Raw genomic sequence first — 19,431 nt, 5'->3', positions numbered from 1 at the left:
AGTCAATCTTCTAAAAAGCAGAGACCAGTGTCCGCCGGCCGTGCCGGCGGTTTTCGCGAAAAGGCAGCACTCATGAGTGGCGTGAACGAGATCCGGTCGACATTCCTCGACTATTTCCGCAAGGAGGGCCACGAGGTCGTGGCCTCGAGCCCGCTGGTGCCGCGCAACGACCCGACGCTGATGTTCACCAATGCCGGCATGGTGCAGTTCAAGAACGTCTTCACGGGCCTCGAGAAGCGGTCCTATTCGCGCGCCACCACTGCGCAGAAAAGCGTGCGCGCCGGCGGCAAGCACAACGACCTCGACAATGTCGGCTACACCGCGCGCCATCTGACCTTCTTCGAAATGCTCGGCAATTTCTCCTTCGGCGACTATTTCAAGGAGCGCGCCATCGAACTGGCCTGGAACCTGATCACCAAGGAGTTCGGGCTGAACAAGGACAAGCTGCTGGTCACCGTCTATCACACCGATGACGAGGCGGCCGGCTTCTGGAAGAAGATCGCCGGTTTCTCCGATGACCGCATCATCCGCATCCCGACCTCCGACAATTTCTGGGCTATGGGCGACACCGGACCGTGCGGGCCGTGCTCGGAAATCTTCATCGACCGTGGCGAGCACATCTGGGGCGGCCCTCCCGGCAGCCCGGAGGAGGATGGCGACCGCTTCCTTGAATTCTGGAACCTGGTGTTCATGCAATATGAGCAGGTCACCAAGGATGAGCGCATCGACCTGCCGCGGCCGTCGATCGACACCGGCATGGGCCTGGAGCGCATGGCCTCCATCCTGCAAGGGGTGGAGAGCGTCTTCGAGACCGACCTGTTCCGTCATCTGATCGATGCGGCCTCGTCAGCGCTCGGGCAGGGCCCGGACAAGGAGACGGTCGCCTCCTTCCGCGTCATTGCCGATCATCTGCGCTCGTCCTCCTTCCTGGTTGCCGACGGCGTGCTGCCGTCGAACGAAGGCCGCGGCTATGTGCTGCGCCGCATCATGCGCCGCGCCATGCGCCATGCGCAGTTGCTCGGCGCCAAGGAGCCGTTGATGTGGAAGCTGGTGCCGGCGCTAGTGCGTGAGATGGGCCAGGCCTATCCCGAACTGCTGCGCGGCGAACAGCTGATTACCGAGACGCTGAAGCTCGAGGAGACCAGGTTCCGCAAGACGCTGGTGCGCGGCCTCGGCCTGCTCTCGGAGGCGACAGATACGCTGCACGCCGGCGATATGCTGGATGGCGAGACGGCGTTCAAGCTCTATGACACGTACGGCTTCCCGCTCGATCTGACGCAGGACGCACTGCGCCAGCGCAACATCTCGGTCGACCTTGCCGGCTTCACCCATGCGATGGAGCAGCAGAAGGCCGAAGCGCGCAAGCATTGGGCTGGCTCCGGCGACGCGGCCACCGAGACCATCTGGTTTTCTGTACGCGAGAAGGCCGGCGCCACCGAATTCCTCGGCTACGAGACCGAACAGGCGGAAGGCCTCATCCAGGCCCTGGTCAAGGACGGCAAGACAGTCGATAGCGCCGGCAAGGGCGACGCGGTGGCGGTGGTCGTCAACCAGACGCCGTTCTATGGCGAGTCGGGCGGCCAGATGGGCGACACCGGCATCATCTCCGGCGAAGGTTTCTCGATCGAGGTTTCCGACACGCAGAAAAAGGCCGACGGCCTGTTCGTGCATCTGGGCAAGGTGACGAACGGCACGGTCAAGCCAGGTGCAGCCGTCGAGCTGAAGGTTGACCATGCGCGCCGCACCCGGCTGCGTGCCAACCATTCGGCAACGCATCTGATCCATGAGGCGCTGCGCGAGGTGCTGGGCACCCATGTCGCGCAGAAAGGTTCGCTGGTCGCGCCCGAGCGCCTGCGCTTCGACATCTCGCACAACAAGCCGATCTCGGCCGAAGATCTCGAAGAGGTCGAGCGCATGGCCAACGAAATCGTCGTCCAGAACAGCCCGGTGACGACGCGCCTGATGTCGGTCGATGACGCCATTGCCGAGGGCGCCATGGCGCTGTTCGGCGAGAAATATGGTGACGAGGTGCGTGTCGTCTCGATGGGCACCGGCGTGCATGGCGCCAAGGCCAATAGACCCTATTCCGTCGAACTTTGTGGCGGCACCCATGTCCGGGCGACCGGCGATATCGGCCTGGTCCGTGTCGTCTCCGACAGCGCGGTCGCCGCCGGCGTGCGCCGCATCGAGGCGCTGACCGGCGAAGCCGCGCGCAAACATCTCGATGAGCAGGACAGGCGCCTGAAGGCAACTGCGGCCGTGCTGAAGATCTCGCCGGCCGACGTGCCGGCGCGTGTCGAGACGCTGCTCGAGGAGCGCAAGAAGCTCGAGAAGGAGCTGAGCGAAGCGCGCAAGAAACTCGCGCTGGGCGGTGGTGCCGCGGCCGATGCTCCGGCCACCACCGAAACCGTCGCCGGTATCGGCTTCCTCGGCAAAGCGGTTTCCGGCGTGTCGCCGAAGGATTTGAAGCCGCTGGCCGATGCCGGCAAGACATCGCTCGGCTCCGGCGTCGTCGTCTTCGTCGGTGCGGGCGAAGACAACAAGGCAAGCGTCGTGGTCGCCGTGACGGACGATCTCGTCGGCCGCTTCAGCGCTGTCGATCTGGTGCGCGTTGCCTCGGCCGCATTGGGCGGGCAGGGCGGCGGCGGACGGCCCGACATGGCGCAAGCCGGCGGTCCGGACGCCTCGAAGGCCAATGATGCGATCGCCGCGGTGAGGGCGGCGCTGGAGGCAGCCTGAAAGCCACCCTATGTCGTATCTGGTTCGTGTGCGGCTTTCCGGCCTTCGCCGCCGTGCTTGCCATTCTGTGGCTGATAGTGGCAAGCCGGCAATCAGCTCTTAGACGGTCCGTCTAGCTAGTCTAGTTCTTTTCGCCGCCTTCAGGGCGCGCGTCATTCTGCTGGAATCGCCCCAGGTGGACAGCCAGATCAGCACGTCCGTGGCGATCGAAATCAGCGACCGTAAAAAGTTCAGCGCCGGGCCGGGCGATTTCAGCTGCTCTTCGGCGTGATGGAGATGGGCGAGCTCTTCCTCGCGGATCGCCAGGATGATGCCTTGCAAGTCGTGGTCGCGATTGGCGAGGAAAAACAGCTGATCGTCCAGATGGCGATGCACCGCCGCTTCAACCGCCGCCGTGCAGGCCCAGATGCCTTGCGGACCGAGCAGGGCGGTGACAGAACCCAGCAGCCAGCCACCCCAGCTCCAGAATTGCATCACCCGGCACGGTCGCGCCTTCCGCGCCGGCATGGCGGCACGGAAGGCGGCGCAATGCGTGCGCTCGTGCCCGAGCATCTCCGACAAGGATGGCACGCAATCCGGCCAGAAGCGCCTGGCGACAAGAATCTGCGCCGAATAGATCCTGATCGCACCGAACTCACCGGCGTGGTTGACCCTGACAATTCTGGCGATGGTGAGCGCGTCCTGGCGAGATGGGTCAGCCATGGCCCGAACCCATATCAGCCCGCCGCCAGGCTCGGACGTTTTGCGATGCCGTCCCACCAGGCCTGGATGTCGGCGAACGCCGCAAGCAGCTTTTGCCCGTCGGCGACCTTGACGAAATAGGCGATGATGGATGCCGCATGCAGGTCGGCCAGCGTCAGCTGGTCGCCGAGCAGCCACGGCCCGGGAGGCTTGAGTGCGGTGAGCACCCGCAGCACCGTTTCCGCCTGGCGCAGCCCGTTGGCGACCAGTGCCTCGTCTGGCGCTTCCTTCTCAAGCCGCTCGACGGCGACGTCCCAGACCATCGATCTGTAGGCATAGGCGTCGAGCATGCCGATGATCTGGTTCATCGTTGCGCGGGTGCGGGCGTCTTTTGGCTGCAGTGCCGGGCCGTCGAACGCCTCGTCGACATAGCGGGCGATTGCGCTGGTTTCGAACAGGCGAAACCCGTCATGCTCGACGGCCGGAATGCGGCCGAAAGGGTGATGCTCGAAGTACCAGGCGGGAGTGCCCTCGGCGGCAAAGACATCGACCGGCACAAGGTCGTAGTCGATGCCTTTTTCCGCCAGCACGAGGCGGACGATGCGCACATAGACGCTGTAGTCCGCCCCGTAGACGACCGGCTTGGCCATGGCTGCCGGCTTACGCCATCGCCTTCTGCAAATTCTCGTCGATCTTGTCGAGGAAGCCGGTGGTCGACAGCCATGGTTGGTCGGGACCGATCAAGAGCGACAGGTCCTTGGTCATGAAGCCGCTCTCAACCGTCTGGATGCAGACCTTCTCCAGCGTGTCGGCAAATCGCTTCAACTCGGCATTATCGTCGAGCTTGGCGCGGTGGGCGAGGCCGCGCGTCCAGGCGAAGATCGAGGCGATCGAATTGGTCGAGGTTTCCTCGCCCTTCTGGTGCTGGCGATAGTGGCGCGTCACGGTGCCGTGCGCGGCCTCCGCTTCCACCGTCTTGCCGTCCGGCGTCATCAGCACGGAGGTCATCAGGCCAAGCGAGCCAAAACCTTGCGCCACCGTGTCGGACTGGACGTCGCCGTCATAATTCTTGCAGGCCCAGACGTAGCCGCCAGACCATTTCAGGGCGGAGGCCACCATGTCGTCGATCAGCCGGTGCTCGTACCACAGCTTCTTCGCCTTGAACTCGGCCTCGAATTCAGCCTCGTAGACCTCCTGGAAAATGTCCTTGAAGCGGCCGTCGTAGGCTTTGAGGATGGTGTTCTTGGTCGAGAGATAAACCGGATAGTTGCGCAGCAGGCCGTAATTCAGCGAGGCGCGGGCGAATTCCCGGATGGAGTCGTCGAGATTGTACATCGCCATGGCAACGCCGGCGCCGGGTGCGTCGTACACGTCATGCTCGATCACCTTGCCGTCCTCGCCGACGAACTTGATGGTCAGCTTGCCCTTGCCGGGGAAGCGGAAATCGGTGGCGCGATACTGGTCGCCGAAGGCATGACGGCCGACGATGATCGGCTTGGTCCATCCCGGCACCAAACGCGGCACGTTCTTCATGATGATCGGTTCGCGAAAAATCGTGCCGCCGAGAATGTTGCGGATGGTGCCGTTGGGCGACTTCCACATCTTCTTCAGCTTGAATTCCTCGACGCGCTGCTCGTCGGGCGTGATCGTCGCGCATTTCACGCCGACGCCCCATTTCTTGATGGCATTGGCCGAATCGATGGTCACCTGGTCGTTGGTGGCGTCGCGGTGCTCGACGCCGAGGTCGTAATATTCGAGCTTCAGGTCGAGATAAGGGTGGATCAGCTTGTCCTTGATGAACTGCCAGATGATGCGGGTCATCTCGTCGCCGTCGAGCTCGACGACCGGGTTCGCCACCTTGATCTTCGCCATGAAAAGAATGCCTCGCTTTTGGGGAACTAAACGGCCTTGCCCGCATGGCTTCGGCCGGGGATGCGGAGCGTATATCAAAGCCTATTTGGCCGCGCAAACGCCGATCCGTGCAGAATGGGTCGTCTGTGCCGCGACCGGTGTTTTGCAAAAGCTTCATTTTGCCGAGCGGATGTGGCAGGGAACGCTGAAATGCCGCAAACAGCAGTTCATTGAGATCATGTCCGCCGTCGATCATCCTGAAAACGCATCCGCCGCCGGGCCGGCGATCATCCTGGTCGAGCCGCAGCTCGGCGAGAATATCGGCATGGTTGCGCGCGCCATGGCCAATTTCGGCCTTGCCGAACTGAGACTGGTCAACCCGCGTGACGGCTGGCCGAGCGAGAAGGCGCGCGCCGCCGCCAGCCGCGCCGACCATGTCATCGATGCCGTAACAGTGTTCGGCGATCTGGCGTCCGCCGTCGCCGACCTCAACTTCGTCTTCGCCACCACGGCGCGGGAGCGCGACGGCTTCAAACCCGTGCGTGGTCCGGTCGAGGCGGGCAGGGCGCTGAGGGCGCGTCAGATGGCCGGCCTGCGCACCGGCATCTTGTTCGGCCGCGAGCGTTTTGGGCTCTACAATGACGAGGTCGGGCTGGCCGACGAGATCGTCACCTTCCCGGTCGATCCCGGCTTTTCGTCGCTCAACATCGCCCAGGCCGTGCTGTTGATGTCGTATGAGTGGATGAAATCCGGCCTGGAGGACGAGACGGCGACCAATTTCTCCAGTCCTGAAATGAAGCCGGCGAGCAAGGAAGAGTTGCACGGCCTGTTTGCCTATCTCGAAGGCGCGCTCGAAGCGCGCGGTTATTTCCGCCCGGCGCCCAAGAAACCCAAGATGGTCGACAATCTGCGCGCCGTCTTGACGCGCGCCGGTTTCGCCGAGCCGGAACTGAAAGTGCTGCGTGGCATCATCTCGTCGCTCGACCGGTTTTCGCCGGCCATGCCGCGCGGTGACGGCTCGCCGGGAGACGATCCAAGGCGTTTGCCGGCCGCTGCGCGAAAACCCCAGGCAGACAAAGAAGATTAGAAATCGCTAAGCTTCGAACGGCTGAAGTAACCGAATTTTATTTGCTTATCATCCATTGTTGTCAAAACGGGGTGGCAGATGTTCACGTCCAAAATCGGCCGTATGCGCTTCTTCTTCTATTCCCTCGGCGTAGCCCTGCTCGAGGCCGTTCTTGCCGTGCTGTGCATCGTTGGCACGATCGGCTTTGAGGGGCTGGTCAACTCGGCGCCCGGTCCATCGCGGCAAGAGATGGCAGGCGCGGTTCTGATCGTTTCCCTCCTGGCTGTGGTCATGCGTGCCAACATCGCCTGGCGACGCAGCCGCGACGCCAACGGCAAAGCCTGGATCCTGTGGTCCTACATCGTGTTCTGCGCCATCTACGCCTTTCTGCAGGCAGGCACGCTGCTGGTCATCGATTTCAACAATCCGGAAAGCACGTCCAGCGGTTTGAACCTGCTTGCGCTGTCGATCTTTGGCCTTTGGTGCACGATTCTGGTGGCTAAGCCGGTGGCGGGCATCAATATCGACGAACTGACATCGGTTTTCGATTTCGATGGCGATACGCCCATGCCTGCGGCATCCAGCCGGATGGCCAGCAGCGCGGCACAGTCTTCCATGCGCAACGCCATACCGGCCACGCGCTCGGTGCCGTCCGCCCAGCCTCTGGGCCGTCCGCGGCCCGCCGGCTTCGGCAAGCGCGGGCTCTAGAGCAACCGAGGCAAGGTCGTCTTCGCCGGCTTTGCTAAGAACTTGCTGACATTCGCCACTTCAAGGCCATGATGGTTGCAGATAGAACGGCATTGGCCAATGACCGCCAAGCCTTCTGATCCAGCCTCTTTCATGGTCCGATATCAATGAGCCACCGTCCGATACTGATGTTCGATTCCGGCGTTGGCGGATTGACCGTGCTGCGCGAAGCGCGCGTGCTGATGCCCGACCGGCGCTTCGTCTACGTCGCCGATGACAAGGCCTTTCCCTACGGCGCCTGGGAAGAGCCGGCGCTGCAGGCCCATATAGTCGAGCTCTTCGCCAAGCTGCTCGACCGTTTTGATCCGGAAATTTCGGTCGTCGCCTGCAATACCGCTTCGACGCTGGTGATCGATGCGTTGCGGGAAAAATTCCCTGGCCATCCCTTTGTCGGCACGGTGCCGGCAATCAAGCCGGCTGCCGAGCGCACCCGGTCCGGGCTGGTCTCGGTGCTGGCGACGCCGGGCACGGTGAAGCGCCAGTACACGCGCGACCTGATCGGCAAATGGGCGCAGAAATGCCATGTCCGGCTGGTCGGCAGCAACAATCTGGCCGGACTGGCCGAGGCCTACATGCGTGAGGGCTTTGTCGACGAGGAGGCCGTGCGTGCCGAGATCGCACCGTGTTTCGTCCAGCATGACGATTTGCGCACGGACATCGTCGTGCTCGCCTGCACGCACTATCCGTTCCTGGCTAATCGCATGCGCAAGACCGCGCCCTGGCCGGTCGACTGGATCGACCCGGCCGAGGCGATTGCGCGGCGCGCTCTGTCGCTGCTTCCGGCTGTCGACGGGCCACTGCCGCAAAGCGAGCCCGACATCGCCGTCTTTACCTCCGGAAACGCGGATTTCGCCATCAGCCGGCTGATGCAGGGTTTTGGATTGAGCGCGCGCTAATGCATGTCGCCCAAAAGTGCGCAGCGGTTTTGGGACAACGACATCCATAAAAACAAAAAACTAAGGCGCGTCGCCGACGCGCTTTAGACAGGTTCGAAGACAATGACGCGTCGATCCGGATCGGCCGAAACAAGCCTTAGCGTCAGGCCATCGCCCTGCCTGAACCCTGAGGCCTTCACATTCGCAACGACAGGCATGTCCGAGAGCTGAACGCGCACACGCTGATCACCGACGTCGGTGACGACGGCCTTGAATGTTTCACCCATGCGCCCCCTCAGCATCACCGCCTCGGCAAGGTCGATGGCCGCGTGGTTGATCTGCGAGGCGCGGGCGCCTGCGCGGCCCATCACCTTCGGCAGTCTGGAAAACGCCTCGGTAACGGCTTGCGGCACCGGCTGGCCGTTGGCGATGGCCAGCACGCAGCGCACGACATAGCGATCGGCCAGCCGCCTCAGGGGCGCTGTGGCGTGGGCATAGGTCGCGGCCATCGCCTCGTGCCAGGGGACAACGCCTTCTTCATAGGGTTGGTAGGACGCACCGGAGCCGGCGCGGCGGATTTCCAGCATCAGCGCTGCCTGGTGCATGTTGGTCGGATCGAGGGTTCGCTGATAGTCGGACAGGCTGGTCGAAGGAGGCCAGGACAGGCCTAAGGCCCGTGCCGCGCTGCGCAGTCTTTGTACTTTGGAAGCATCGGGCGGCGCCATCACCCGGAACAAGCCGGTCCGGTGTGCCAGCATGGCGTCGGCAATCGCCATGTTGGCGGCCAGCGAAAGTGCTGCGTTGTCTTGCTCGGATTGCAGCAGCGGTCTGAACGCAAGCTGGAATGTGCCATCGGCAAGCTGTTCCACCTCCTGCTCGGGCGGGTCGACGCGCGAAGCGCCGCGACGGTCTTCGGCCGCCGCCATGCGCCGCGCGATTTCGGCGAAGCCGACTGGGACGTCGGCGGCCTGCACGCTGTCATAGGCGAGCTTGGCGCGGCTTTGAATGATTGCCCGCTCCGCGCCATCCAGCCTTACCGCTCCGTCGTCGGCGATCCGGACCGTGAAGATGACAGCCGGACGCGGACCGCCGGGCAGCAAGCTCGCGGCGCCCTCGGCAATGACCCGGGGATAGAGCCCGGCCTTGCCGTCCGGCAAATACAGGGTTTCGCCCCGCGCCCAGGCTTCGCGATCCACCGCGTCGCCGTCCGCGACGAACCAGGCTACGTCGGCAATCGCATAGTGCAACAGAAGGTCGCTACCGCTCGCTTCGATCGAAAACGCTTGGTCAAGATCGGTGGAAGCCGCGGGATCGAGCGTCACGAAGGGCATCGCCGTGCGGTCGGCATGCTGGTCGGGCACGCGCCTGGCCGCCATCTGTGCCATGGCCATTACATCAGGGGGAAATCCCTCCGGCACATGGAACTCGGTGCGGATTTTCGCGAGGCCGGTAGCGAGTGCCTGCGAGGGATCGTTCAACGATTTCATGGCGCCGTCCTACACCGGCGTTGCGGGCACGGGAAGGTGGTTTTGCCGGCAGTGCCGGCCGACCATGGGCAGGCATAAGCGCGGAACGGAAGTTGACCGCCAGCGCTGGAACCGTCGCCGGAGCGCAACGTTTCTTCCTCTGGCAGCAAAGGAGGAGCCGATATGCCTGCAACCTCAAAAGCACAGCAAAAGGCCGCTGGAGCAGCCCTGTCGGCCAAGCGCGGCGAGACCAGGAAGAGCGAGCTTCAAGGCGCGTCGAAGTCGATGTACAATTCGATGAGCGAAAAACAGCTCGAGGAATTCGCCGAGACCAAGCGCAAAGGCCTGCCGGAGAAGAAATCGGCAGACTGAAACCTTGAACCGAGTTGATAAGCAAAGCCCGTGGCCGAAACCACGGGCTTCTTCGATTCAGGCCAAGCCCGAAACTCCTGACGTCACCAGCAGCGCTTCACCTTGTAGCGGATGACCTTCTTGTGGCCATGCCGCCAGATGACCTTCTTCTTCACCACGACATGGCAGGTCTGACGATGCTTGTGGCCCTGCCAATGCTTGGCCATCGCTGGCTCGGGCACGGCGATCGACATCGTCCCGGCCAGGACGGCTGCACCGACCAACGAGAGGAAAAACTTCTTCATGCGACTTCGGGCTCCTTTGGCTCCAGTCCCTTCCTAAATGCCGTCGGCGCAACAACCTCCCGCCGCATCCGGCACGGCACTCAACGCCAAAGACGTGATATGGTTGCCGGGCCCAGCGCCAGCGACGCGCTTGACTCTGCTCAAATCTCCGTTTAACGAGCGCACCAACACCGGGCCGCAATGCCCGGTTGTTTCTTTTGCATGGCAAGACCCGGGAAAGCAGGTTTATCGTTTCCTGGGTTTTGTCTAGACTGACGTGTCCCGTGGGTTTTCCGCCGCGTTGCGTGGGAAAACCCTGTCAGGCCTCGAAAACGGAGGCCAGAGGAGGGCGCGTTTCCTTCACCCGGACCATGAGGTTCCGGGTGGTTTGTTTTGAAAGGGAATGCGATGAGCAAGCGCGAATCCGCGAAGTACAAGATCGACCGCCGTCTCGGCGAAAACATCTGGGGCCGCCCGAAGTCCCCGGTCAACAAGCGTGAATACGGCCCCGGCCAGCACGGCCAGCGCCGCAAGGGCAAGCTTTCCGATTTCGGCCTGCAGCTGCGCGCCAAGCAGAAGCTGAAGGGTCACTATGGTGATGTCTCCGAAAAGCAGTTCCGCAAGGTCTATGAAGAGGCTGATCGCCGCAAGGGCGACACCTCCGAGAACCTGATCGGCCTGCTCGAGTCGCGTCTCGACGCGGTCGTCTACCGCTCCAAGTTCGTGCCGACCATTTTCGCGGCTCGCCAGTTCGTCAACCACGGCCACGTCAACGTCAACGGCAAGCGCGTCAACATCGGCTCGTACCGTTGCAAGCCGGGCGACGTCGTCGAAGTGCGCGAAAAGTCGAAGCAGCTGGTCATCGTGCTGGAAGCGGTCGGCCTCGCCGAGCGCGACGTGCCGGACTATATCGAAGTCGATCACAACAAGATGGTCGCGACCTTCTCGCGCATCCCCGGCCTGGCCGACGTTCCGTTCGCCGTGCAGATGGAGCCGAACCTGGTCGTCGAATTCTATTCGCGCTGATCGATCGCTTTTCTGCGATACCGGAAAGGGCCGCCCGTCGAGGCGGCCTTTTCTTTGTCGGCCATGTCCGCTAATCCGGCACTCTCGGCTATGGAAAGCGACAAGCCATGAATATGCTGGCAGACATCGAAAAAGTTGAACCGATTGCTGAAGGCGGCTTCCATCCGCTGTTTGCCGACGTGCCGTCATCGGTCGAGTTCAACAAACTGCGTAAGCGGCTGTTGCGGTTAACCCGTCAGGCGGTCGAGGATTTCGCCATGGCGAGGCCCGGCGACCGCTGGCTGGTGGCCTTGTCCGGCGGCAAAGATTCCTACGGCCTGCTCGCCGTGCTGCTCGATCTCAAATGGCGCGGCCTTTTGCCGGTCGAGCTGCTCGCCTGCAATCTCGACCAGGGCCAGCCGAACTTTCCGAAGCACATTTTGCCCGATTACCTCAATGCGCATGGCATCGCCCATCGCATCGAGTATCAGGACACCTATTCGGTGGTCACCGACAAGCTGCCTCAGGGCAGCACCTATTGTTCGCTGTGCTCGCGGCTGCGGCGCGGCCATCTCTATCGCATTGCGCGCGAGGAGGGCTGTTCGGCGCTGGTGCTCGGCCACCACCGCGAGGACATTCTCGAAACCTTCTTCATGAATCTAATCCATGGCGGCCACCTTGCCGCCATGCCGCCAAAGCTGCTCAATGACGACGGTGACGTCATGGTGCTGCGGCCGCTGAGCTACTGCGCCGAGGTCGATCTGGAGAAATTCGCCGCCGCGATGAAATTCCCGATCATTCCCTGCGATCTCTGCGGCAGCCAGGAAGGCCTGCAGCGCTACGCCATGAAGGCGATGCTGGACGACATGGAAAAGCGCATGCCGGGCCGCAAGGACACGATGCTGCGCGCGCTGTCCAACACCAGGCCCTCGCATCTGCTCGACAGAAAGCTGTTCGACTTTGCCGCCCTCAATGGCAGCCTCAGCACAGGACAAGACATTTCCGATGATATTTGACGACCAAGCGATCGACTGGCTGGCCGAGCTTCTCGCCGATGCAGCCAGGGCCGAAATCATGCCACGCTTTCGCCGGCTGGGCGAGGGCGACATCAGACAGAAGACCTCGGCTGCCGACCTGGTGACCGAGGCCGACATCAACGCCGAGCGGCTGATCACGGCCAGGCTGCGCGAGCGCTATCCCACGGCGATGATCGTCGGCGAGGAAGCCTGTTCCGACAATCCGGCGCTGCTTCAGGGGCTCGGCGATGCCGACCTCGCCTTCGTCGTCGACCCGGTCGACGGCACCTTCAACTTCGCCTCCGGCGTGCCGCTCTTCGGCGTCATGCTGAGCGTCGTCGTCAAGGGCGAAACCGTCGCCGGTATCATCCATGACCCCGTAGGCCGGGACTGGCTGATCGGCGCCAAGGGCGCCGGCAGCCATATCCGCCATGCGCATGGCGCGCTGGAGACGGTGCACGTCGCCGATGCCGTGCCGATCTCGCAGATGACCGGCTCCGTCTCCTGACAATATCTGGCGGAACCGCAACGCTCGCTCCTGGCGCGCAACCAGACCAAGACCCTGTCGCAGTTCGGCTATCGCTGCGCGGCACATGAATACCGTCTTCTGGCCAGCGGCCATGCCCATTTCGTCGTCTACAACAAACTGATGCCGTGGGACCATCTGGTCGGTGTGCTGATCCACGCCGAGGCCGGCGGCTACACCGCGGCGGATCGACGGCAGCGCCTATCTGCCCTCGCATATCGACGGCGGCATTCTTGTCGCCCCGGACAAGGAAAGCTGGCAGGAGTTGCGCAGGGAACTCTGGGCGCAATAATCGGTCCAACTGCTGGTAGAGGCTTTCGTCAAGTATATTGGCTCTGTTATAGTGTCCAATCTCTCGCGAAGTCGGAAGCTGCGAAATGAAACATCGGTCCGCAATTGTTGCAACGGCGCTTGCACTTGCCTTGGCCGCCGCTGGCGCCACTGAGGCAAGATCGCAGGAACGCGCGTGCGGCAGTCGCGATCCCGTCGATACCATAGACGAGATGTTTTCCGCGATCTTTGCCTGTTGGCAGCCGCCGCCTGGAAGTGCTGGCATGACCCTGACGCTGAGTTTCTCAATTCGCAAAAACGGCACGCTGATGGGCAAACCGCGCGCCACTTTCTCCCATATGGGAGATGATGCCTCGCTCAACCGGGTCTTTGTGTCATCCGTGCTCGAAGCTCTCGACAAGGCTCTGCCGATGCCTCTTTCGGACAGCATGGGTGGCGCCATCGCAGGGCGCCCGCTGTTCCCTCGTTTCACGGCAGTGATTGGCGGCGCATCCTGAAACGCGTCGCTTGAAAGTGGCTGCGGTCTGAGACAAATAAAACTCGTAGCGCAGAACAGTTGCTCAATGCAGGTCGGTGACGTGCCCTGAAATGGGTGGGTTGTGCGGCTGGAACATCTTGCCGCGCTCGGCGATCAGGATCATCAGCAGGGCCGCGACCGAGACGCTGCAGAAGCCGGCGGCAAGCGGCGTCACCGTGCCGTTGAAGGCCTGGCCGATCAGCGTGCCGAGGATGCCGCCGAGAAAAGTCTGCATGAAGCCCAGGATGGACGACGCGGTGCCCGCCAGTTGGCCGAGCGGCTCCATCGCGAGCGCGTTGAAATTGGCGCCGAGCGCGCCGAACGGGAGCATCGCGCTGGCGAAGAAGGTGATGAACAGCCAGAGTGGCATCTTCATTTGAAGCGAAACGGTGAGCCAGGCAAGGCTGATCACCAGGAACAACAGCAGTGCGCTCTGCGACAGGCGGCGCATGCCGATGCGGCCGACCAGGCGCGAGTTGAGGTAGTTCGAAAAAGCGAGAACGCCGGCGACACCCGCGAAGATGACAGGAAACAATTCGCCGACATGAAAAATGTCGACATAGATCTGCTGTGCGGAGGCGATGAAGCCGAACATGGCGGCGAAAATGAAGGTGCTGGCAAAGGCGTAGCAAAGCGCCATGCGGTTGGTGAGCACGATGCGGAAACCACCGACGACGGATGAGACTGTCAGCGGCCGGCGGTACTCCGGATGCAGCGTCTCCGGCAGCCGCAGCAGCGACCACGCCGACACGATCAGCGCCCCGACGGCCATGGTGACGAAGATCCAGTGCCATGTTGCGAACAGCATGATGACCTGGCCGATCCCAGGCGCGATCACCGGGATGGCCATGAACACCATGAAGATCAGAGACATCACCTTGGCCATGCGCCGACCGTCGAACGTGTCGCGCACGATCGAGACGGCGATGACGCGGGTCGCCGCCGCACCGATGCCTTGCACCAGCCGGCACAGCAGCAGGACGGCGAATGACGGGGCGATGGCGGCAGCTGCCGCCGCCACGACATAAATCGCCAGCCCGGCAACGAGCGGCGCGCGGCGCCCGAACCGGTCCGAGATCGGTCCGAAGAAAAGCTGTCCGCCACCGAAGCCCAATATATAGGCGGTGATCACATACTGGCGGTGGTTTTCATTCTCAACGCCAAGCGTGGCGCCGATTTGCTGCAGTGCCGGCAGCATGATGTCGATGGCCAGCGAGTTCAACGCCATCAGTGCCGCGCACAGCGCGATGAATTCCCAGCGCGGAATAGGCAATTTGCGTGCCTGTTGCGGCGCTTTTGCTGGCTGGTCCACGGCGGGTCCGATCTTCAAAACGATATGCGCCGGCATGCCGGCGCATAAGTTCGTCCTCACTCCGATAGGGGGAGGTAACATTTTGCCGGGGCGGGGCTGCCCCGTCTCAACTCAGAATCAGGCTGTCGCTTTGACGCTGACGCCCTTGTCGACGAGCAACGTCTGCAGCTCGCCCGCCTGGAACATTTCGCGGATGATGTCGCAGCCGCCGACGAATTCGCCCTTGACGTAAAGCTGCGGGATCGTCGGCCAGTTCGAATATTCCTTGATGCCTTGGCGCAGTTCGGCCGAGGTCAGCACGTCGACGCCCTTGTAGTCGGCGCCGATGTAATCGAGGATCTGGACGACCTGGCCGGAAAAGCCGCACTGCGGAAAACCGGGCGTGCCCTTCATGAAAAGGACGACGTCGTTGCCCTTCACTTCGCTGTCGATGTAGTCGTTGATGCCGCTCATGAGATATCCTTTCACGCCTGTGGGAGTCAGGCTCGAAGCATAGCCATCAAATAAACCCATAGATGGGCCGAAACAAGATGTTTGCGCCGCCGTCGCGGAAATGGCGCAAAGGATCGCCTGTCTTGGGCCAAGCATCCCTGCCGATTGCAGCCTCCGGGACATGATGAAAAGACGATATGGCGCCGCCCTTCCGATCGCCATCCTGCTGGCCGCGATTGCCGTTGTCTGGTGGCCGAGACGCCCGGAGCCGCCGCCGCTGGTCATTGGCGGTGACCTGCCCGCGCCTTGCCGGAATGTCGCCTTCGAGGCGGTGACCTATGTCGTCTGCGAGACCGATCTTCGCGCCGACAGCATCGGTGTTTTCCACGCCGGCGCCGATGGCAAGCCTTTTGGTTCGCTCGAAGCCTTCGACAAGGCGGTTGCGGGCGAGGGGAGGCCGGTGCTGCTCGCCGTGAATGGCGGCATGTATCACGAGGATTTGTCGCCGGTCGGCCTGCTGGTCGAGAACGGCAGCGAGAAGTCGCCGCTCAACCTTGCCGACGGCGAAGGCAATTTCTTCCTGAAACCGAACGGCGTCTTTCTGGTCGGCAATGACGGCAAGGCGGCTGTCATGGAAAGCAACGCCTATGCGGTTACCAAACGCGATGTTGCCTTCGCCACGCAGTCCGGCCCGATGCTGGTGATCGATGGCAAGATTCACCCACGCTTCGAGCCGAACGGAACCTCGCGCTACATCCGCAACGGCGTCGGCGTGCGCGATGAAAACACCGTTTTGCTGGCGATCTCGCGGTCTGAGGTCAGTTTCGGCAGCTTTGCGCGGCTGTTTCGCGACGCGCTACAATGCCGCAACGCGCTGTTCCTCGACGGCGCGGTCTCCGCGCTGTCGGATGGGAAAAGAATGATGTCGGCGGACAATACCCGGCGGGCCCGATCATCTCAGTGTCGGCGAAGCCGATCACGTCAGTGTCGGCGAAGCAGCCGCAGAAACAGTAGGCCAGTCTGGCTTCAGTCCGGCACACTGGTCTGCAACGCCAGCGCGTGCAGCACGCCGCCCATATTGCCCTTCAGCGCATCATAGACCATTTGGTGCTGCTGGACGCGGCTCTTTCCGCGGAAGCTCTCGGCCACCACTTCGGCTGCATAGTGATCGCCGTCGCCGGCGAGGTCGCGGATCGTCACCTTGGCGTCCGGAATGCCGTCCTTGATCAGTTTTTCGATGTCGTGGGCATCCATTGCCATGGCAAAATCCTGTTCTGGGCGGCTAGGCACGAAGTGACTCGGACGGCAGCCTAAAGCCTTTCTGGTCCGGGTTGAAGCCGTTCTGTCGGCGACGCAGTGTCTAAGGGCCATCCTGCGGCGGGTGCACCACACCATCTTCGGTGATGTCGTCGCGGGTCGAGAACCCCCGGCCAAGGCTGAACACCAGGACATAGAGCGGGATGTTGAGCGCCAGGTTGATGATCGGGAGATAGCTGGTCATCTGCCACAGGGGCGAAAAGAATGGTTGGCCATAGCCGTCGCAGATCAGCGATGACCCGTATTCCCACAGCGCGCCGGTAATGACCGCAATGGCAAAGAGCTTGATGCAGGTGGCGACATGCCTTGCGCGCGCCGGGTTCGGCAAAAGGCGGCTCCACAGCACCAGGCAGACGATGGGGATCGCATAGATCAGACTTTGCAAGGCCAGCATCTGCAGTGTGCCATTGGCCGCCTCAATGAACTGGTCACGCCTTTCCAGCAGCGGACAGACCTCGCTCGAGGTCGTCGACAGCAGGAAAAAGACGAACGGCCCGAGGAACCAGAAGAAGAACAGCGACGGCCAGAAGACGACTGCGATCAGCGTCCGGGCTGCCAGGCTGGTCAAATGGACTTGTCCATGAAGTTCGGGAACCAGCCTTCGTGGGCGGCGGTCAATTCGCTGACCGGGATCGCCCTGGCATCGCCGAGCTTCAGTTCGTTTCCACCGGTCGAGCCGATCCATGGCGCAAAGATGCCGAGCTTGCTCTGTTCCTCGCGGATGGCGTCCCATTCCTTGCTCTGCGGATCGACGGACAGCGTCAGCAGGTAGCGGCCCTGGTCTTCGCCGAACCAGACCGGGATCGGGTCGGTGCCGGCGAGCCCCGGAATGGTGGCGCCGATGCCGGACGCCATCGCCATTTCGGCCAGGGCTATCGCCAAGCCGCCATCGGAAAGGTCATGCGCCGCGGTCACGACGCCCGACGCGATCAGCGCGCGCACATGGTCGCCGACGCGCTTTTCATGGGCGAGGTCGACGGATGGCGGCGGCCCGTCGGTGCGGCCATGGATGTCCCTGAAATAGGCGGACTGGCCGAGATGGCTGCCCCAGCTTGCGGGCGCGCCGACCAGCAGGATCATCTGGCCCTCGGCGGCAAAGCCGATACGGGTCATCTTCGACCAGTCGGCAATCAGCCCCACGCCGCCGATGGTCGGCGTCGGCAGGATACCTTGGCCATTGGTTTCGTTGTAGAGCGAGACATTGCCCGACACGATCGGGAAGCCGAGCGCCCGACAGGCATCGCCAATGCCTTTCACCGCGCCGACCAGTTGGCCCATGATCTCAGGCCGTTCCGGATTGCCGAAATTGAGGTTGTCGGTGGCCGCCAGCGGCAGCGCGCCGGTGGCGGTGAGGTTGCGCCAGCATTCGGCCACCGCCTGCTTGCCGCCTTCGTACGGGTCGGCCTCGCAATAGCGCGGCGTGACGTCGGAGGAGAAGGCGAGCGCCTTGGTCGGATGGCCTTCGACGCGCACCACGCCGGCGTCGCCGCCGGGAAGCTGCAGCGAATTGCCCTGGATCAGCGTGTCGTACTGCTCCCACACCCAGCGGCGCGACGACAGGTTCGGCCCGCCGAGCAGTTTCAACAGCGCATCGGCAACGTCGGCCTTCGGCGCATCGCCGGCTGCGAGCGCCGCCGGCTTCTTCGGCTCGACCCAGGGGCGGTCATATTCCGGCGCCTTGTCGCCAAGGTCCTTGATCGGCAGATTGGCGACCTCGTCGCCCTGATGGATGACGCGGAAACGCAGATCGTCGGTGGTCTTGCCGACGATAGCGAAGTCGAGGCCCCATTTGTGGAAGATCGCCTCGGCTTCCTTTTCCTTCTCGGGGCGCAGCACCATCAGCATGCGCTCCTGACTCTCCGACAGCATCATCTCATAGGCGCTCATGCGCTCTTCGCGCACCGGCACCTGGTCGAGGTGAAGCTCGATGCCGAGGTCGCCCTTGGCGCCCATCTCGACCGCCGAACAGGTGAGGCCGGCCGCACCCATGTCCTGGATGGCGATGACGGCGCCAGACGCCATCAGCTCAAGACAGGCTTCGAGCAGGCATTTTTCGGTGAAGGGATCGCCGACCTGCACGGTCGGGCGCTTCTCGTCGATCTTGTCGTCGAACTCGGCCGAGGCCATCGTGGCGCCGCCGACGCCGTCGCGCCCGGTCTTGGCGCCGAGATAGACGACCGGCAGGCCGACGCCCTTGGCTTCCGACAGGAAGATCGCATCGGTCTTGGCGAGGCCCGCGGCAAAGGCGTTGACCAGGATGTTGCCGTTGTAGCGGGCGTCGAAATTGACCTCGCCGCCGACGGTCGGCACGCCAAAGGCGTTGCCGTATCCTCCGACGCCGGAAACCACGCCGCTGACCAGGTGCCTGGTCTTGGGATGGTCCGGTGCCCCGAAGCGCAAAGCGTTCATCGCCGCAATCGGCCGCGCGCCCATGGTGAAGACGTCGCGCAATATGCCGCCGACGCCGGTCGCCGCACCCTGGTAGGGCTCGATGTAGGAGGGATGGTTGTGGCTCTCCATCTTGAAGACGACGCAGTCGCCGTCGCCGATATCGACCACGCCGGCGTTCTCGCCCGGACCCTGGATGACCTGCGGCCCGGTGGTCGGCAGCGTGCGCAGCCATTTCTTCGAGGATTTGTAGGAGCAGTGCTCATTCCACATCGCCGAGAAGATGCCGAGTTCGGTAAAGCTCGGTTCGCGCCCGACCAGATCGAGGATGCGCTGGTATTCGTCGGGCTTCAGCCCATGCGCGGCTATGAGTTCCGGGGTGATCGGCACGGAATTGGAAATGGTCATGGGCGGCGATTGATGTCCATGGGAGAGGGGAATTTGAGTCCCCTCATATCGCAAGCTTTGGCGTGATACACCCCATTGGATGACGAAAAACGCCGGAAAACCACAGGGCGACGATGGTAGCGGGGAGCCGCTGGGGAACGCTATGGCATCCCGGCCGTT

Annotated in this window: 19 protein-coding genes and 1 pseudogene; 10 read left to right on the top strand and 10 right to left on the bottom strand. The window is 62.8% G+C overall.

What is annotated here, in order from left to right; translation table 11 throughout:
* Positions 1-72 precede the first annotated feature (72 nt).
* The gene (gene alaS, locus NKL06_RS00700; protein ID WP_286461055.1) at positions 73-2,739 is read left to right on the top strand and encodes an alanine--tRNA ligase; all 2,667 of its coding nucleotides are present in this window, start codon (positions 73-75) and stop codon (positions 2,737-2,739) included.
* A 99-nt stretch (positions 2,740-2,838) separates the two neighbouring features.
* Here the strand turns inward: alaS and NKL06_RS00695 are convergent, their stop codons facing one another.
* The 3 genes from NKL06_RS00695 to NKL06_RS00685 are packed head-to-tail and all read right to left on the bottom strand — an operon-like array spanning position 2,839 to position 5,292.
* The gene (locus NKL06_RS00695) at positions 2,839-3,441 is read right to left on the bottom strand and encodes a demethoxyubiquinone hydroxylase family protein (protein WP_023684870.1); all 603 of its coding nucleotides are present in this window, start codon (positions 3,439-3,441) and stop codon (positions 2,839-2,841) included.
* 14 nt (positions 3,442-3,455) lie between these two features.
* Positions 3,456-4,070: a glutathione S-transferase family protein gene (locus tag NKL06_RS00690; RefSeq protein WP_023684871.1), complete on the bottom strand. Its 615-nt coding sequence runs from the start codon at positions 4,068-4,070 to the stop codon at positions 3,456-3,458.
* Between the two features lie 10 nt (positions 4,071-4,080).
* The gene (locus NKL06_RS00685) at positions 4,081-5,292 is read right to left on the bottom strand and encodes an NADP-dependent isocitrate dehydrogenase (protein WP_023669114.1); all 1,212 of its coding nucleotides are present in this window, start codon (positions 5,290-5,292) and stop codon (positions 4,081-4,083) included.
* 217 nt (positions 5,293-5,509) lie between these two features.
* On the opposite strand from NKL06_RS00685, the gene NKL06_RS00680 reads away from it, so the two are divergent.
* From NKL06_RS00680 to murI, 3 genes are all read left to right on the top strand, one after another.
* A complete protein-coding gene (locus NKL06_RS00680) occupies positions 5,510-6,358 on the top strand; it encodes an RNA methyltransferase (RefSeq protein ID WP_023694123.1) in 849 nt (282 codons plus the stop codon).
* 78 nt (positions 6,359-6,436) lie between these two features.
* On the top strand, positions 6,437-7,045 hold the full coding sequence (locus tag NKL06_RS00675) for a DUF805 domain-containing protein (protein ID WP_023694124.1): 609 nt from the start codon (positions 6,437-6,439) through the stop codon (positions 7,043-7,045).
* A 146-nt stretch (positions 7,046-7,191) separates the two neighbouring features.
* On the top strand, positions 7,192-7,980 hold the full coding sequence (murI, locus tag NKL06_RS00670) for a glutamate racemase (RefSeq protein ID WP_023694125.1): 789 nt from the start codon (positions 7,192-7,194) through the stop codon (positions 7,978-7,980).
* Between the two features lie 83 nt (positions 7,981-8,063).
* Here the strand turns inward: murI and NKL06_RS00665 are convergent, their stop codons facing one another.
* Positions 8,064-9,446, bottom strand: coding sequence for an RNB domain-containing ribonuclease (locus NKL06_RS00665; protein WP_023694126.1), 1,383 nt, complete (start codon positions 9,444-9,446; stop codon positions 8,064-8,066).
* A 162-nt stretch (positions 9,447-9,608) separates the two neighbouring features.
* On the opposite strand from NKL06_RS00665, the gene NKL06_RS00660 reads away from it, so the two are divergent.
* Positions 9,609-9,797: a DUF3008 family protein gene (locus NKL06_RS00660; protein ID WP_023684876.1), complete on the top strand. Its 189-nt coding sequence runs from the start codon at positions 9,609-9,611 to the stop codon at positions 9,795-9,797.
* An 83-nt stretch (positions 9,798-9,880) separates the two neighbouring features.
* Here NKL06_RS00660 and NKL06_RS00655 read toward each other — a convergent pair whose 3' ends face one another.
* Positions 9,881-10,081 carry a hypothetical protein gene (locus tag NKL06_RS00655; RefSeq protein ID WP_023690200.1) on the bottom strand — a complete coding sequence of 67 codons (201 nt, stop codon included), beginning with the start codon at positions 10,079-10,081 and terminating at the stop codon, positions 9,881-9,883.
* A 387-nt stretch (positions 10,082-10,468) separates the two neighbouring features.
* Between NKL06_RS00655 and rpsD the strand changes: the two genes are divergently transcribed.
* The 4 genes and pseudogenes from rpsD to NKL06_RS32640 all read left to right on the top strand — a co-directional run bounded on the left by rpsD (position 10,469) and on the right by NKL06_RS32640 (position 13,395).
* Positions 10,469-11,086 carry a 30S ribosomal protein S4 gene (rpsD, locus tag NKL06_RS00650; RefSeq protein ID WP_023669107.1) on the top strand — a complete coding sequence of 206 codons (618 nt, stop codon included), beginning with the start codon at positions 10,469-10,471 and terminating at the stop codon, positions 11,084-11,086.
* Positions 11,087-11,193: 107 nt separating this feature from the next.
* On the top strand, positions 11,194-12,081 hold the full coding sequence (ttcA, locus tag NKL06_RS00645) for a tRNA 2-thiocytidine(32) synthetase TtcA (RefSeq protein WP_023694127.1): 888 nt from the start codon (positions 11,194-11,196) through the stop codon (positions 12,079-12,081).
* Positions 12,071-12,899, top strand: a pseudogene (locus tag NKL06_RS00640) (inositol monophosphatase family protein). Before ttcA ends, NKL06_RS00640 begins: the two are co-directional and overlap by 11 nt.
* 85 nt (positions 12,900-12,984) lie before the next feature.
* Complete coding sequence (locus NKL06_RS32640; protein WP_023669104.1) at positions 12,985-13,395, top strand: UCP034077 family protein; 411 nt, start codon at positions 12,985-12,987, stop codon at positions 13,393-13,395.
* 63 nt (positions 13,396-13,458) lie between these two features.
* Here NKL06_RS32640 and NKL06_RS00630 read toward each other — a convergent pair whose 3' ends face one another.
* Complete coding sequence (locus NKL06_RS00630) at positions 13,459-14,727, bottom strand: multidrug effflux MFS transporter (RefSeq protein ID WP_023694128.1); 1,269 nt, start codon at positions 14,725-14,727, stop codon at positions 13,459-13,461.
* 117 nt (positions 14,728-14,844) lie between these two features.
* The gene (grxD, locus tag NKL06_RS00625) at positions 14,845-15,180 is read right to left on the bottom strand and encodes a Grx4 family monothiol glutaredoxin (RefSeq protein ID WP_023669102.1); all 336 of its coding nucleotides are present in this window, start codon (positions 15,178-15,180) and stop codon (positions 14,845-14,847) included.
* Positions 15,181-15,340: 160 nt separating this feature from the next.
* Here grxD and NKL06_RS00620 point away from each other — a divergent pair, with 160 nt between their 5' ends.
* Entirely contained in the window at positions 15,341-16,258 is a 918-nt protein-coding gene (locus NKL06_RS00620; protein WP_245267169.1) for a phosphodiester glycosidase family protein, read from the top strand.
* On the opposite strand, the gene NKL06_RS00615 is transcribed toward NKL06_RS00620, so the two are convergent.
* The 3 genes from NKL06_RS00615 to purL form a co-directional block, all read right to left on the bottom strand.
* Entirely contained in the window at positions 16,186-16,419 is a 234-nt protein-coding gene (locus NKL06_RS00615; RefSeq protein WP_010909092.1) for a BolA/IbaG family iron-sulfur metabolism protein, read from the bottom strand. The genes NKL06_RS00620 and NKL06_RS00615 overlap by 73 nt on opposite strands.
* Before the next feature lie 100 nt (positions 16,420-16,519).
* A complete protein-coding gene (locus tag NKL06_RS00610; RefSeq protein ID WP_023694129.1) occupies positions 16,520-17,044 on the bottom strand; it encodes a hypothetical protein in 525 nt (174 codons plus the stop codon).
* The gene (gene purL / locus NKL06_RS00605; RefSeq protein WP_023669099.1) at positions 17,041-19,272 is read right to left on the bottom strand and encodes a phosphoribosylformylglycinamidine synthase subunit PurL; all 2,232 of its coding nucleotides are present in this window, start codon (positions 19,270-19,272) and stop codon (positions 17,041-17,043) included. The genes NKL06_RS00610 and purL overlap by 4 nt, the downstream gene beginning before the upstream one ends.
* Positions 19,273-19,431: the final 159 nt, after the last annotated feature.

The sequence above is a fragment of the Mesorhizobium sp. C268A genome (genome assembly GCF_040324475.1).
Lineage (GTDB): Bacteria > Pseudomonadota > Alphaproteobacteria > Rhizobiales > Rhizobiaceae > Mesorhizobium.
Note: the sequence above shows the minus strand (reverse complement) of the source record. Positions and strands in the feature narration are given on the sequence as shown.